We start from the raw sequence: 14,935 nt of genomic DNA, 5'->3' as shown, positions 1-14,935 counted from the left end.
GGTTGTCAAATAGGCATCTTTGTCCCATCAATAAAGTCTTTAAGTTTCTTTAAAACCTTCTTTTCAAGCCTGGAGATGTACATCTGTGATACTTTCATCTCATCAGCAATCTCTCGTTGTGTCTTCTCCTCAAAAAAGCGCTTCTGGACAAATTCTTTTTCTATAGGGCTCAATTTATCTATTGCTTTTTTTATTGCCTCAATGTTCTCTATCTGAGTAAGGCTGTCATCGCTTTTTCCAAGAACATCTCCTAAGGTCATCTCTTCATCCTCGTACATTGTCTGGTCAAGCGATTGAGGAAGGTAATTGGTTGATGCCTCCATAACCTCTAAAACTTCTTCAAGGCTCATATTCAAATGTTCTGCAATCTCTTCAACTTTTGGCGGCCGTTTTAGTTTTGTTGAAAGTATTTCAGTTGCAAGTTTTATTTTGCTTGAGGTTTCATAAATTCTTCGCGGAAGCCGGATAAGCAAGGCTCTATCTCTAAAATAGCGTTTGATTTCGCCCATAATTGTTGGTGTCGCAAAACTTGTAAATTTATAACCTTTGTTGGGTTCAAATCTCTCAACTGCATTTATAAGTGCCATGCACGCAACTTGATACAAATCATCATATTCTATTCCCCTGTTTACAAACTTCTTTGCAACAATTTCCGCTATATACAAATGCCTGTTTACAAGCTCATTTCTGAGATTGATATCTTTTGTCTTTTGATACTCTTCGAAGAGTCTATCTATTTCAGCATCATCAACATTTATTGTTTTTTTCTCATCAACCATCAAATCAGGCCCCTCAATGATATTTTTTAAGTCTTACAATGTACTTGTCTTGTAGTTTTTCAAACTCTACATCATCCATAAGTGTTTTTAAAATAACTTCAGCAAGTTCATTCTTGTTTATCTCATCTGTTGGAATATCTATCTCAATTCCCAAACAGTTCTTGTCAATTTCAAACCTTATACTAATCTGCCCTGATATTTTTTCAATATTAAATAGGTTGAATACCTCTGAAATTGCCATTTTCAAGTCCTCAATTGTTTCAAAATCAAATCCACAACGGGCAGCAATCCCAGATAAAGTAAGCCTCACTACCATAATATATTCAGCTTTAGATGGAATTGTTAACATAATTTCGTGCATATTTAGCAAAGTCCTCCTTATTCAATCCTGAACACCTTGTCAAGGCCTGTTATTGTAAACACCTTTTTTACATTTGGTTTTAGGTTTTTCAGCACTATGTTAGTCCCTTTTTGCTTTGATTTTTTGAGAGCGCCTACAAACACACCAAGCCCTGTTGAGTCAATGTAAGTAACATCGTTCATATCAACAATTACATCTGAAGAAGATGTATCTATCAATGTATAAAGCTTGTCCTTTAAAGTGGGTGATGAAAATATGTCAAGCTCACCTTTTAGCTCAATTACAATGCCATTTTCAGAAACTTTCTCTTTTAAATCAAGGTTCATAATTTGAAACCTCCGTTAACATTTTTGTATATTCTATTATACCATTTTAAACTCTACTTTTCCAACCAATATATTTTGTTTTCATTAATGTAAATATAAACAGGCAAGTATACATCGCCCTGTTTTTTGTAGACAAGCTTTATCTTTGACACATCTATATCTTTTAAATTATACCTTCTCTTGAACTGTGCTGCAGCAGTTTGTATGTCAAATACTTCAACCTTTTGAACTGGCAAAAATCTTTTGAAGTAAATCTGCCCTCTTTTTATCCTTCCAAACTTGTCAAACTCAATATACCCTTGAGAGTCATAAACTTCAAAACCCAGATAACAGAAGGTTATATTTGCCCTGTATGTGCTTTCTTGATTTACAACTGAAATTCTATAATTTTCAAGCCCAAGACTATTTAAAATATTCTCAGCCTCTTTATAAACCTTTTCTTCCACAGTTTGCTGCAACGCACCCATCACTTTCAAATCTTCATTATCAGAAACTTCAAAATAATAATAATCTTGGTAAATACTTATATAGACCGAATTTGCTGTGGTACTTTGTAAGCTTTCTGTATACACCCCAGCAGATCCATTGCTTTTCAAACTCTTTGCAATGTCCTCTTCTTTTAAGTCCAAGCTTTCGCTTTTTAGCACATATACTGAGTAAAATACTTGCTGGGAAATTGCAGCTTCATTGCTTTCTTTACTTTTTTCTTCATCAGGTCTTGTTTCTTCTTTACTTAATTGATTATTTGCATCAATAGATGCTATAGTAACCTTTCTGGTATTTTCATCCTTTGTATTGTTTGCTTCTTTAACTTTTAAATTTTTATTTCCTGAACCTTGGCTTTTTGTAGTTTGCACTGTAGCTGTAACAGTCCGGGGCTTTGAATTTGCTTGATTTTTCAAAGCCTCTTTCTCTTTTGGGTTTTGCGAAAGTGTGTTGCTATTTGACTTTTGTTCAGGCTTTTTTCTGCTACTTTCTGGCAAACTCAAAGTAGAATTTTCTTTTTTCGCTTTCTCATTAGACGTTTTGCTTTCATGCAAAGCTGGGATGTTTTTGGTGTCATCAGTTTGCTTTGCTTCTTCAGCAGAGTTTTCTTGGACCTTAGACTCTTTGCTTTTATCTATATTCAGCACCTGTTCAATCTCGTTTTTTATTAAAGAACTATCTGATACTCTAAAACTTCCTATATTCAGTTTAAAACTTAAAAAAAGCAGAGCGGTTAACACAAGGCATGCAGCAATTGCTGTTGAAATTCTAAGATAAATCCTGTCTCTTTTTCTTTTCTCATATTCTTTAAGAAGAAAATTTTTTAGCTCTTCTTTGAATTCTCTTCTGTACTCTACCCTGAATGCCTCTTCAAACAAATTGTCAAGCTTTTCATCATTCACTTTCACGCACCTCTTTTAAAAGCATTTCCTTTAAAGAATGGATTGCCCTGAAAAATAGGGCTCTTATAGCAACATCTGATTTGTTTTTCATCTTTGCTATTTCATTTAGTTTCATGTTCGCACCATAACGTAAAATCACAACCTCTTGTTGTTCTTTTGTAAGCTTCGATAGTGCTTTTTTCAAAATATCTTTTTCTACTTTATCAAAAAGCTCCTCTTCAGGTGTCTTAAGCCCTGAATGGTTTGTTATTTTTTCAATGTCTATATAATCTTTTTTGGCTCTGTAGTAATCATTTACAACATTTTGAGCAATTTTAAATATCCAAGCTGATAAAGAGTTGCTTTCTTTGTACTCAAACCTATCTAACGATTTCAAAACTTTCATAAAGGTTTCACTTGTCAAGTCCTCTGTAATTGGATGGTTAAATATTTTGTAATATATGTAAGAGTATATTTTCTCAAAGTATATCTCATACAGCTTTTCAAAATATTTCTTATCTTTCTTTGCCTTCTCAACCAATTCTCTTTCATCCATCTTCTACAAGTAAACCTCTCTTTAGCACTTTATTTTTTATCACACACCTAAAATTTTACTATAACTATTATAACGAAGAAAGAAGAATTTCGTTTCAATGTCAAAGAAGGTTGAATATTCGTATAATAATAAAGCTCCTGGAAAACTATCATTTAGAGGCAGTCTAAAATGAATTTCTTTCAAGTCTTGAGTGCAATTGTAGCCATAAACCTTGACGCACTATTTTTCGGAATTGCATTTGGTACAAAAGGCATCAAAATCCTGTTTAAGTCCAAGGTAGTAATGTTTAGCGTATCACTTTTTACTATGATGTTATCATTTTTAATTGGAAAACATTTTGGAGTCCTTATCAGCTCAGAATTTTCAAAATACTTAGGACCAATGTTAATGATTCTCATTGGAATACTTTTGATATTCCGCACATTGTCTGAAAAAAATAGACAAGATAGTCCTCGAACACTTGTCAATTTCTCTTTAAAATCCCTTGGACTTACTATCAAGATTATCAAAGAACCTTGCGTGTCTGGCATAGACCAGTCAGGTTTCATTGAGCCGATTGAAGCCCTGTTTGTCTCACTTGCTCTTTCTTTTGATGGTCTTTCTGCTTCGTTTTCACTTGGACTTAGCAATTTAGTAAACATCTATGAGATACTGTTAATTCCAATTGTTCAGTTTATTGCTATATCAACCGGAAATACCCTGGCACACAGTTTAAAATGCATAAAAAGATTATTATTTGCAAATTACATACCAGGGATTGTATTGATTTATCTTGGAGTTTACAACCTTCTTTTTTAAATAACAAAAAGAGAGGCTAAAAAGCTGCTTCTAATCAGCTTGTCTTGTTAGCCTCTCTTTTCTTCGCTTAATCTTTTTTAGATAGTCTGTAGATTGCATTTGCATAAATCTTTGCACACATCAAAAGCCGATCAATAGTTATATACTCATCCTTTTGATGTGCCACCTCTTCATCGCCCGGCATGTTAGGTCCAAATGCAACCACATTTTTTGCCCACCTTGCATACGTTCCACCACCAATTACAAGTGGCTTACTATCGTCTCCTGTAAATTCCTTGTATACATCAAGTAATGTCTTTATCAAAAAGTGATCCTTTTCAAAGTAAAGTGGTGGCATATCTGTAATTAGTTTGTAATCAATCTCATACTCCTCTATCACACTTTTAATCTCTCTTTCAATATCCTCATACTTTGTATCAACTGGATAGCGAATGTTAATTGTAAGGACAATTTTATCATCTACCTTCCGCACCATGCCAGCGTTTAAAACAAGCTTTCCTGACTTTTGGTCCTCAAACCCAATGTTCAAATTTTTACCAAATACATCATAGCCAATGTGTTTATTATAAAACTCTATAAACCTCTTAAACTCATCCTCTTTTTCGTAAAGCTCTTGCAAAATGTCAAACATATATGAAATTGCATTTTCGCCCTTGAAAGGAAGACTTCCATGGGCAGAGATGCCTTTTGTCTTTATTACAGTCATCCCATCCTCTTCATAAATCTCTGTCTTTCCTTCTAAACTTTTTTTGGATACTATATCTTTTGCCCTTTGAATGTCAAAGCTTCCCTTAAAAGTGCATCTGTCAGGCACCATATTGGGCCTTTCTCCACCTTCAAGATAGAAATTGCCATCTATATTTTTAGAAAGTTCAAACACCAAAAAGCCCTTTTCGCCTTGGATTACTGGAAAATCAGCATCCGGTGTAAATCCAACTGTGGGGTATTCTGCCCTTTTAAAGTAATACTGTAAACACTTTGAGCCACTTTCTTCATTTGTGCCAAAAACAAATCGCAAACTTCTGTCAAGTGAGATTTTTCCCTCTTCAGCAAGTTTTTTTACAACATACATGCCATAAAGCGCAGCAACTGTTGGCCCTTTGTCATCAATTGCGCCGCGACCATAGATTTTCCCATCTTTAATTACACCTTCATACGGCGGCACGTTCCAACCTTCTCCTTCTGGCACAACATCCAGATGTCCTATTACACACACATCTTCACTTTGTTCTCCAAATCTTGCCTCAAGCGCATACCCATCAAAATTTTTTGTCTCAAAACCAAGCTTCTGACAAAGCTTTTCGCAAAAAACTAAAGCATCATTTACACCTTTTCCAAACGGCATACCCTCTTGAGGCTTATCTTCAACACTTTTTATTTTAATTAGCTGAGCTGTTGTTGCGATAATATCTTCTTTAAGATTGTCAATCTCTTTATCTATAAGTGTCTTTATATCTTCCATCCTCAACATCTCCTTTGCTGTCTAGATAATTTAATACTCCTTTCAAGATAGAATAAGAAAGCCAGTCCTGATATTTTTTTGTCTGTAAAAGAGAAAGTTCCATTTGGTTTGACATAAAACCACATTCAACAAGTATAGCAGGGATTTTCAGCCCCCTGAGCATATAAACGTCAATTGGTTTTGGCATGCGTTTGTTGACAAGACCGTTTGGCATGTATTTTAACTCATTTTGGACCCAAGAAGCAAGCTTTTTTGCCTCTTCATTTGACTTTTCATAAAACACCTGAGCACCAAGGTATTTGTTAACCCGAAAACTATTTAAATGGATTGAAATAAAAATAAAAACCTCAGGTTCATTTTCCAAAACAATTTGCTTTCTTTTTTTGAGGTCGTGGGCTTTTGCATCATTTTCGCTCAAATCATCCTCATTATACCTTGTGAGAATAACTTTAAATCCAAACATCTCAAAATACTCTTTTGCTCTTTTTGCTATCTCGAGATTAATAACTGACTCTTTTATCTTGCCAAAAACAGCCCCGGGGTCAAATCCACCGTGTCCCGGGTCTATGACTATTAAGTTATGAGCTTTCTTAGGCTCTTTGTTGTTAAATACATTCAAAATTCTTGTTTTTTCCTTGTTACTAATAAAAGCTATGATACCGGCTGTTACTATGAACAAGAGTATTATAGAAAGTTTTACCTTTTTTCCACACTCAACCTTTTTAAAACCTTCCCTCAAAGTACCTTTTCTACAGTATAAATTTTATGCCCCAGCATCTTTCTTATTCTCACGCTTTTGCCCATCCTCTTTATCTTCTTGCAAAAACTCCCTGACACTTTTTGCAAAAAGTACTGGTGTAAGAGATATTAAAATTACTAAGGCCACACTGAAGTAAAATCCCTTAGAAAAAGGCTTTAATAAATTCTCACCAAGGTAGGCATACAAAAAACAAGCAGGAACTGTGCCAATCAGCGTTGCAAGAATAAAATCTTTGTATTTTATCTTAGAAAGACCACATATGTAGTTTATAGCATCATAAGGTAGAATTGGCACAAGCCGCAGAAGAAGGATTATTAAAAATCCTTTCTGGGCAATTTTGCTGCCCAAATTCGAAAACTTTGTATTTTGAAGCTTCTTTTGTACATAGTCTTTGCCAAAATACCTTGCAAAGACAAATCCAACTGTAGATGACAAAAGCGTCCCTACAACTAAAATTAGTGATCCCAAAAATGTTCCAAATGTAAGACCTGCTGCAAGCATAAATATTCCTGCTGGTATGAAGATTATAAACGACTTTATAGAATACAGAATCAAGAACGCCATCGGTGCCCATATTCCAAAATGTGATATATACTGCTTTATATACCTTGGGCTTAAAGTGTGCTGTCTTTCTGCGTATATCAAAGCAAATATTGAGACGGCAATCATAAAGATAAAAATCCAAAGCTTTATCCTATCTTTGATTTTGATTTCCTCTACCATATTTCCTACTTTCCCCTTTAACCTTGATCAAATATCATACTTTCAACAAACAACTCGTTAAACTCTGGTGAGCTGGATAGCTCAATGTATTTTACCCTCTTTTTAATCTTTTCAAATTCTTTTTCAGCACTTTTGCTCAAAAGCGCCAAGATAGCACCATTTCCGGCAGTGTTCCCGGCAGGTTTTACTTTGTCTTTTAGCCCCTCTGGAATCAGTCCTATTTTGATAGCTGCCCATGGACTTATGTAATTTCCAAATCCGCCTGCCAAATAAACTGTCTCAATATCATCTTCCGAAAGGCCAGCTTCTTTCAGCATTGTTTTAATCCCTGCGCTTATTGCAGCTTTAGCAAGCTGAATCTCTCGTATATCCTTTTGTGTGATGTAAACCGAATCTGTTATGAAAAAAGCATCTTGACCATTTGCCTGCCTGAAATTGTCTTTGTACTTTTCTTTAACATCTTCACAAAATCTTCCCGTCTCATCTATGATACCTTCTTCAAGCATGAAAGCCACTGCCAAAATTGTACCAGAACCACAAATCCCTTTTGGCTGGGTATTCTCGATTGTCGTAAATTCAATCTTTCCATCTTTGATTTTGATACTATCAATTGCACCGCTTGATGCATTCATCCCACAAGATAGATTCACACCTTCAAAAGCTGGTCCTGCTGCAGCTGAAGCTGCAACCATAAAGTCTTTATTGCCCAAAACCATCTCGCCATTTGTCCCAAGGTCTAAAAGAAGACGTACCTTCTTGCTCTTGTGCATCTCTGTTGAAAGTATCCCAGCAACTATATCTGCACCAACGTAGGCAGAGAGGCTGCCGGGCAGCTTCAAAATGGCGTTTTTGTTTATCTCAAGTCCCAGAGCTTGCCCTCTTTCTTCAATCTTTTCAGCAAAAACTGGGACAAAAGGTGATGTTGCAATGGATACTGGGTCAACTCCCAAAAGCAGATGAAGCATTGTAGGATTTCCAACCGCTACAACCTTATAAATCTCATCCTTAGTAATTGAAAGCCTGCTTGTCAAAATCCTTATGGCTTCATTAATTCCTTTAATAATCTCTTTTTGAAGTACAGAAAGCCCATCTTCCTGTTGTGCTGCAAAGTCTATTCGGGAAATCACATCTGCACCAAACTTTTTTTGTGGATTTACAAATGAATAATAGTCAACCACATTTCCCTTTAAAAGGTCTACAAGATAACACACAACAGTTGTTGTACCAATATCAATCGCTAAGCCAAACAGGTTTTCAGATTTTGTAATGTCTATGATTTCATCATTGTACAGAACTACAAAAAACTCCTCATCTTTGAACTCTGCAAGCTTTTTTAAAACAGAATGTGATACTTTTAAATCTTTTCTACCGAGCAAGGACTTTAAGCGTGAAAAATAACTTTTTTGGTCATCTAAGGTTGGTCTTTCTAAAACTACTTTCTCTGTAATTATATCACTATCAACTTCAAATTTATTTGTATAAAGATTGGAAAGTATCCTTGCCTCTTGTTTTAAATAGGGTAAAAAAACTTCAAGACTTTCAAAGAGTTTAAGACAACAGGCAAGTCTTGTTCCTTTCTGAATCTCATCTGAAGTTAAAATTCTTCTTTCTTCCTCAGTTATATTTTCCAAATAAGGCTTGCCTTCTTTGAAAACCAGCACTTTGCACTTTCCACAAATGCCTCTGCTACCGCAAGGCGCTTCTAAAAAGATTGAGTTTTCTTGCAATATGCCTAATAAGCTTTTTCCTTCTTTTGCTTCTATTGAAAGCATTCTATCTTCAGTGTGTACCACAACCCTATGCATTTTTATACTTGTTCACTCCTTTTTTGTAAAAACAGATTCTCCCGTATCTTTTTGATTGCCCCTGTTTCAAAGATCGCCTTCAAAAACACAACCAAAAGCGGACCGATTATAAACCCCCACGCACCAAAAATTTCAATGCCCGCATAGATAGAAATAAGGGTTGTAAATGTCGAAATCCCAACCTGCGATGCAACAATTTTAATTGATGCTAATTCTCTAAGACCTAAGATTATAAGATACACAATTAAGAGCTTTATACCAAAGCTTGTGTTGCCAGCAATGAAACTGCCTACTATCCAAGGCAAAAGAATTATACCTGAACCTATAATTGGAATGATGCTCAAAAGTCCCAAAAGAAGGCTTATTACCAAAAAGTAAGGTGCTTTTATTATTGAAAGACCAATAAGTCCTGATAAAAACATTAAAATTGACAAGATTATCTGGGACTTTGCATAGTCAACAACAGAGTTTATCACTTTAAAAGCAATGCTTGATAGTTCTTTGTAAACTTGAGCTGAGAAATTTTGAATAAGCCATGCGCGCATTTTGTGTCTATCTCTCATAAAGAAAAAGCTTGAAAGCACTGAGAAAAAACAAATTGTAACTCCTTTTAACGTTGCAGGAATAACCTTTATTACTTTTACGCTATATGTTGCTATCTGGTTTAGAATATTTGTAAGCTCATTGACACCCGCTTGAATAAAGTTTACAATTGGGCCTGGAAGGTCAGTGTATATGTTCTTTACGCTTGAAAATAGGTTGTTTAAGGTGTCATAGACCTTGTCATAGTCAATACTTTGCAGGCTGGAGATAAGGCTCATGCATTCATTAACAAGGATATATATTCCTTCTGCAAGGATAAATGCCAAAAGTACATTTAAAATCAAAAGTATTAATATAGCAGAAACTGTACGGCTGAGCTTTCTTTTCTCAAGGTATTTCAGAACTGGTTCAAATACTGTTGCTATAAAAAGACCAATCAAAACAGGTATAAACGCCTTTAAAATAAATCTTATAAAAAGGCCAAATGCTTTTATTAAGTATGCACACGAGAAGATAAATGCTGCAAAAAGTACAATGTAAATCATTGTAACTACAAACTTGTTTTTGGTAAACTCTTTCATCTCTTAATAGTACCCCTTTGTAAGTTTTAAGTTTACACTTTTAGCATCAAAATAGTTCTCAAAAATGCTGGTAATTTCGTCTATGGAGCAGGCTGTAAAATCAAATCTTATAACATCTGCAGGCACATCTTTGTCGTCAATATAAAGTGCTGCAGGGTTTAAAATCTCGTTTTTCAGTGTCTGGGTAGAAATCAGCTTTAATAGCTCTCCTTTTCTGTCTTGCAGATATGAACCTTTTTCAAAAAATTTGAGCTTGTTTATCATAAGCGGAATTTTCCAGAAGACCACAGTTTCAATCTCAAGGTCATTTGGAGTATTTTCCCATATTCTTTTAATCTGCTGCTTTGAAAGCTCACAAGACAAACAAAGTCTTTTTGCGCCCAGACTTTTTATAAAATCCATTGCAAAAGAATTTACAACATTGAAACTGTAGTCAAAATAAAGATCAAAGTGGTCTTTCAAAAGATCATACTGTCCAAGGTTTCTTATTAAAACTTTTTTAAAGCCTCTATTCTTTAAAGTTTTAATGTCTATTTTTTCAAGGTCGTTATCGTGCGTAATCCTGTCAAAGTATACAATGTCATTTTCTGAAAATTCATGGTCAAAAATCAAGGTGTATGGAACGTAAATGTCAAAGTTTTCAATTTTGTGCGAAAGTAAAAATCCTTTTACCTTTTGGTATTGTAAAAATGAATCAACTATAAACGAAAACCTTTTATGTGAAGTTTTCATCTTGTCAATTTGCCTTGTTTCTAAATAATAGAGCATTTCAAGTGGCTTTTGAAAACTTCTTTTAAAAGAACAAGTTATTGACTCTGACAGCTTTTCTATCACTTCTTTTCGCAGCAAGTTTAAATCTGAAATCTTGACAAAGATGTTATCATCAAGATGAACTTTTAGTCGCTTTAACTCAAAAATTGTACCACCAAGCTTTGAAAAACTGTCTAAAATATTTTGGTATGTTGTTGGCTTTGATTTTGCCTCCTCTGGCACAGGCCCTGTTGCATGTGCTTCAAAAAATTCTGTCTTTGCAATAGCTTTTATATTTTCTCCTCTTTTTATTGTAACCTCAAAATTTACCTTTCTGAACTTTTTCTCCTTTTTTAAAACTTGGTCTACCTCATCTTCAAGCTGTTTACTTTTGACCAAGAAAACTTGCCCATTTGAAACGTCTTTTAAAACCTTTTTTCTTGCAAAATCTATATCAACCTTAACTCTACCACCTTGGCACTTTGAGATATTGTTGTTTATCTCAAGCAAAACTTCCTCAAACTTTTCACTTCTAAATGCAATTATATCACCATTTGTAAGGTCATAAGATGTTTTCATAAAAAGCCTGCCATCTTTAAAGTAAAAGCTGCCAATCAAAAGCCCTGTGTTGTTGGGCGCTGATTTAAAAATGAGATTATCATAAGAGGGATTACTCAAATACCCTTTGCTAAAATTTCCTCTGTTGAAAACAAGAAAGAGTTTGTTTTTGTCCTCTCCTTCTACTTCAATCTTCCCTGTTTGATAGTACATATCTATATACTTTCTATAAATAGAGGTCAATGTATACACATAATATTTGTCCTTTAGCCTTCCCTCTATTTTGAAAGAGTCCACACCTGCTTCAATAAGATCTGGAATATGATCTAAAAGGCATATGTCTCTTGGTGACAAAAGATAGCCTTCATCTGCAATCTTTTTGTCTTTACTAAGAAGCTTATAATAAAGCCTGCATGGCTGGCTGCACTGTCCTCTGTTCCCGCTTCTTTTGAAAAGTATGCTTGAAAAAAGGCACTGCCCTGAATACGAAATACAAAGTGCACCGTGGACAAAAACTTCAACTTCTATATCAGCACCTTTTTTGATGTTCTTTATCTCATTTATATTCAGTTCTCTTGCCAAAACAACTCTTTTTACTCCAAGTCTTGATAGCACTTTTGCACCAAACAAGTTGTGAATTGTCATCTGCGTGCTTGCATGAATGGGAAGGTCTGCAAACTCTCTTTTGATTATAGCAAGCAGTCCAAAATCCTGTACAATGACAGCATCAATCCCTTCTTTATAGGCAAGTTCTAGAAGCTTTAAAGCCTTGGGTATTTCTTCGTCATAGATTAAAGTGTTTATGGCAAGATAAATCTTTTTCCCTCTTTGGTGGCAGTAATCTATAGCTCTGATTAGTTCATCTTCTGAGAAGTTTTTTGCATACGCCCTTGCTGAAAATTCCTTTGCACCAACATATACACTATCTGCACCAGCTTGAATTGCTGAGATGAGCTCTTCAAACCCACCTGCAGGTGATAAAAGCTCTACTTTTTTCATGGCAGCCTATATCATCCCTCTTTTTCTGCTATTTTGAAGTATTTCAAAATATACTCATAAACCTGTTCAATTGAACTTATATCTTTAAAAACCTCTTGTCCTTTGCCGTATGCCAAAAATGGAACCAAGTTGTATGTGTGAGTTTTAACAGACAAATCTTCAAGATTCCCGTGGTCTGAAGTAATAATTATGCACGTGTCAGGTGGAAGGTTCTCAATTATGCAAATAAAAAATTCATCTAAGACCTTTACAAGTTTTATTGCCTTTTCCATATCGCAAGAGTGACCAACAAGGTCTGTCTTGAAGTGTTCAAATAGAACAAAATGGCTCTTTTCTGAAATATTTAGAAGATTCTCTGCGGCTTTTTGGGGCGAAAAAAGCGGTACATTATAGCCACTTTCTATTAAGATTTCATTTGTGATATCGCAGTACACACCCTCACCTTTTAACAAGTCTTCAACAGTTTTTAAAGCAACATCGCTATTTAAAGCCATGTAACTTGTAACAGACATTTTAAAGTTCCTATCATTTAATAGTTTTTGCAAATACTCATCCCTATAGACATTTGCAAAGTCAACTTTAAGACCATTTTGTTTTAGAGTTTTAAATATATTCTTCTTATCAATGATTCTCTTGAGGCTTGGTGTAATCTGACCGTTTATGTGAAAACCAACCTCTTTTGCAGCATTTATTCCAGAGTAAATTGTAACCTGGCCTGTGGCACTCTGTGGAAGGCCTGGAACCTTTAATGTGGCATCTAAGAATCTCATAATTCCTTTTTCTAAGAATATATCATATGATTTAGGGTGATAATAAAAAAAGGGGTTGTGCGCCTTATTCTCCCCTTTCCCAACACCGTCTAAGAATATAAAAAGCAGCTTCATTTTATCTATCACCATCGAATGTATTTATAAAATCGTCAAGCTCTTTTTTTGTCCTATCAAGTTCAAGTTTCGTCATTTCAAGTTCTTGGGTGAGGTTTTGGATAATTTCATTTAGCTTTTCAATCTGTTCTGTCTGCTCAGCTATTTTTTCTTCCGCCTCTTTTAGCTTTTCTTTATACTCCTCAATTTCTTTCATATATTTTTCAGCATCACTTGAAGTGTTCGAGAGCTTTTCTTCACATTCTTGCAAGTGCTTAAAATACTCATCTGTTATCAAAAATGCTGTAAGCATAGCAGAAAGCGATGTGCTAAGGTGCGGTTCATTTGCAATAACCTCAGACATTTTTTTGTTTATAAAGTTTGCAATTCTCATTATGTACTCTTCATCTTCGTCAGTTTTTAGTACATAGTTCATCCCCGCAATTTTTACTTCTATTCGTTTTAAGTTATCATCTCTTCTGATATTCTCGTCCATTCCTCATACATCCTTAAAAGCTTTATAAGTGTTATTATCTATATTATAGTTTTTTTTCATATTCATTGCAATTGAAAATTTGGAAGCAAAGTAGAGTTGATATTGCAATATTCATCTCATCAAGCTAAAATCAAATTATTAAAACCTTTAAAAGGAGTCTGGAAAGATATGTATATTGCCGACCCGAACAGATACAATAACATGATATACCTTCGCTGTGGAAAAAGTGGGCTAAAACTTTCTGCTATCTCGCTTGGTTTTTGGCACAACTTCGGCTACAGTGACTCTCTTGAAAACATGCGTGAGATTGTAAGAAAAGCCTTTGACCTTGGAATCACTCACTTTGATTTGGCAAACAACTACGGACCACCACCGGGTGCTGCTGAAGAGAACTTTGGCAGAATATTTAAACTTGATTTAAAACCTTACAGAGATGAGATAGTTGTTGCAACAAAGGCAGGCTATAGGATGTGGGATGGTCCTTATGGCGATTGGGGTTCAAAAAAGTACCTTCTTGCAAGCTTAGACCAAAGCCTTAAACGAATGAACCTTGACTATGTTGATATTTTTTATTCGCACAGACCTGACCCAGAAACACCAATTGAAGAGACAATGGAAGCTTTGTATCAGGCAGTGCACAGCGGAAAAGCTTTGTATGCCGGTATATCAAATTACAATCCTGAACAAACTAAAATAGCGTATTCAGCTGCCAAGCAAATGGGATTAAAACTCATTGTAAATCAAGTTCGATATAATATGTTTGCAAGAGATGTTGAAAATAGCTTATTTGATACATTAAATGAGCTTGGCATGGGAGCTGTGATATATTCTCCTCTTGCCCAGGGGCTTCTGACAGAGCGTTATTTGGACGGAATTCCTGAAGACTCAAGAGTAAGAAAATCAGGAGTGTTCTTAAAAGAAAGCGATATAACACCTGAGAGAATTGAAAAAGTTAAAAAATTATCTGAGATTGCAAAAAGACGTGGGCAGACAGTTTCACAGCTTGCACTTTCGTGGATTTTACGAAATAAAGTTGTAGCTTCAGTAATTGTCGGTGCAAGCAAAGTATCTCAGATTGAAGATAATGTGGGTTGTATAAATAATCTTGAGTTTTCAGAAGAAGAGCTGAGAGAGATTGATGAGATTTTAAACTCATAATTAAAAAGTGAAAGGGACCTTTCCCAAAAAGAAACAAGGTTGGGAGTGAG

General features: G+C 35.0%; 15 protein-coding genes. 2 read left to right on the top strand and 13 right to left on the bottom strand.

What is annotated here, in order from left to right; all coding sequences use genetic code 11:
* Positions 1-5: 5 nt before the first annotated feature.
* Genes OTJ99_RS01810 through OTJ99_RS01790 form a run of 5 tightly spaced genes read right to left on the bottom strand, consistent with a single transcriptional unit; the run spans position 6 to position 3,389 of the window.
* Positions 6-779 (bottom strand): SigB/SigF/SigG family RNA polymerase sigma factor, encoded by a 774-nt coding sequence (locus OTJ99_RS01810; protein ID WP_045165467.1) that lies wholly within the window; start codon positions 777-779, stop codon positions 6-8.
* 13 nt (positions 780-792) lie between these two features.
* Positions 793-1,140 carry an ATP-binding protein gene (locus OTJ99_RS01805; RefSeq protein WP_045165468.1) on the bottom strand — a complete coding sequence of 116 codons (348 nt, stop codon included), beginning with the start codon at positions 1,138-1,140 and terminating at the stop codon, positions 793-795.
* 17 nt (positions 1,141-1,157) lie between these two features.
* Positions 1,158-1,466 carry an STAS domain-containing protein gene (locus OTJ99_RS01800; RefSeq protein ID WP_045165469.1) on the bottom strand — a complete coding sequence of 103 codons (309 nt, stop codon included), beginning with the start codon at positions 1,464-1,466 and terminating at the stop codon, positions 1,158-1,160.
* Between the two features lie 53 nt (positions 1,467-1,519).
* Positions 1,520-2,854 carry a hypothetical protein gene (locus tag OTJ99_RS01795; RefSeq protein WP_045165470.1) on the bottom strand — a complete coding sequence of 445 codons (1,335 nt, stop codon included), beginning with the start codon at positions 2,852-2,854 and terminating at the stop codon, positions 1,520-1,522.
* Complete coding sequence (locus OTJ99_RS01790; RefSeq protein ID WP_045165471.1) at positions 2,847-3,389, bottom strand: sigma-70 family RNA polymerase sigma factor; 543 nt, start codon at positions 3,387-3,389, stop codon at positions 2,847-2,849. Before OTJ99_RS01790 ends, OTJ99_RS01795 begins: the two co-directional genes overlap by 8 nt.
* Before the next feature lie 168 nt (positions 3,390-3,557).
* Here OTJ99_RS01790 and OTJ99_RS01785 point away from each other — a divergent pair, with 168 nt between their 5' ends.
* Positions 3,558-4,187 carry a manganese efflux pump gene (locus OTJ99_RS01785; RefSeq protein WP_045165472.1) on the top strand — a complete coding sequence of 210 codons (630 nt, stop codon included), beginning with the start codon at positions 3,558-3,560 and terminating at the stop codon, positions 4,185-4,187.
* A 67-nt stretch (positions 4,188-4,254) separates the two neighbouring features.
* Here the strand turns inward: OTJ99_RS01785 and pepV are convergent, their stop codons facing one another.
* From pepV to OTJ99_RS01745, 8 genes are read right to left on the bottom strand one after another with little or no spacing between them, the layout of a single operon-like run.
* Complete coding sequence (gene pepV / locus OTJ99_RS01780) at positions 4,255-5,649, bottom strand: dipeptidase PepV (protein ID WP_045165473.1); 1,395 nt, start codon at positions 5,647-5,649, stop codon at positions 4,255-4,257.
* Positions 5,621-6,388, bottom strand: a complete 768-nt coding sequence (locus OTJ99_RS01775) for an N-acetylmuramoyl-L-alanine amidase (protein WP_045165474.1) — start codon at positions 6,386-6,388, stop codon at positions 5,621-5,623. The genes pepV and OTJ99_RS01775 overlap by 29 nt, the downstream gene beginning before the upstream one ends.
* Before the next feature lie 24 nt (positions 6,389-6,412).
* On the bottom strand, positions 6,413-7,132 hold the full coding sequence (locus tag OTJ99_RS01770) for a TVP38/TMEM64 family protein (RefSeq protein ID WP_045165475.1): 720 nt from the start codon (positions 7,130-7,132) through the stop codon (positions 6,413-6,415).
* Positions 7,133-7,149: 17 nt separating this feature from the next.
* Positions 7,150-8,937, bottom strand: a complete 1,788-nt coding sequence (locus OTJ99_RS01765; protein WP_045165476.1) for an ASKHA domain-containing protein — start codon at positions 8,935-8,937, stop codon at positions 7,150-7,152.
* Positions 8,938-8,939: 2 nt separating this feature from the next.
* Positions 8,940-10,061 (bottom strand): sporulation integral membrane protein YtvI, encoded by a 1,122-nt coding sequence (gene ytvI / locus OTJ99_RS01760; protein WP_045165477.1) that lies wholly within the window; start codon positions 10,059-10,061, stop codon positions 8,940-8,942.
* Between the two features lie 3 nt (positions 10,062-10,064).
* Positions 10,065-12,368 (bottom strand): U32 family peptidase, encoded by a 2,304-nt coding sequence (locus tag OTJ99_RS01755; protein ID WP_045165478.1) that lies wholly within the window; start codon positions 12,366-12,368, stop codon positions 10,065-10,067.
* Between the two features lie 11 nt (positions 12,369-12,379).
* Complete coding sequence (locus OTJ99_RS01750) at positions 12,380-13,267, bottom strand: alkaline phosphatase family protein (protein ID WP_045165479.1); 888 nt, start codon at positions 13,265-13,267, stop codon at positions 12,380-12,382.
* Entirely contained in the window at positions 13,254-13,727 is a 474-nt protein-coding gene (locus OTJ99_RS01745; protein ID WP_045165480.1) for a cell division protein ZapA, read from the bottom strand. Before OTJ99_RS01745 ends, OTJ99_RS01750 begins: the two co-directional genes overlap by 14 nt.
* 168 nt (positions 13,728-13,895) lie before the next feature.
* Here OTJ99_RS01745 and OTJ99_RS01740 point away from each other — a divergent pair, with 168 nt between their 5' ends.
* Positions 13,896-14,885, top strand: coding sequence for an aldo/keto reductase (locus OTJ99_RS01740; RefSeq protein WP_045165481.1), 990 nt, complete (start codon positions 13,896-13,898; stop codon positions 14,883-14,885).
* Positions 14,886-14,935 lie beyond the last annotated feature (50 nt).

Source organism: Caldicellulosiruptor naganoensis, from assembly GCF_026914285.1.
Classification (GTDB): Bacteria; Bacillota; Thermoanaerobacteria; order Caldicellulosiruptorales; family Caldicellulosiruptoraceae; genus Caldicellulosiruptor; species Caldicellulosiruptor naganoensis.
The sequence above is the reverse complement of the archived record's forward strand: the minus strand, read 5'-3'. Positions and strand labels throughout refer to the sequence as shown.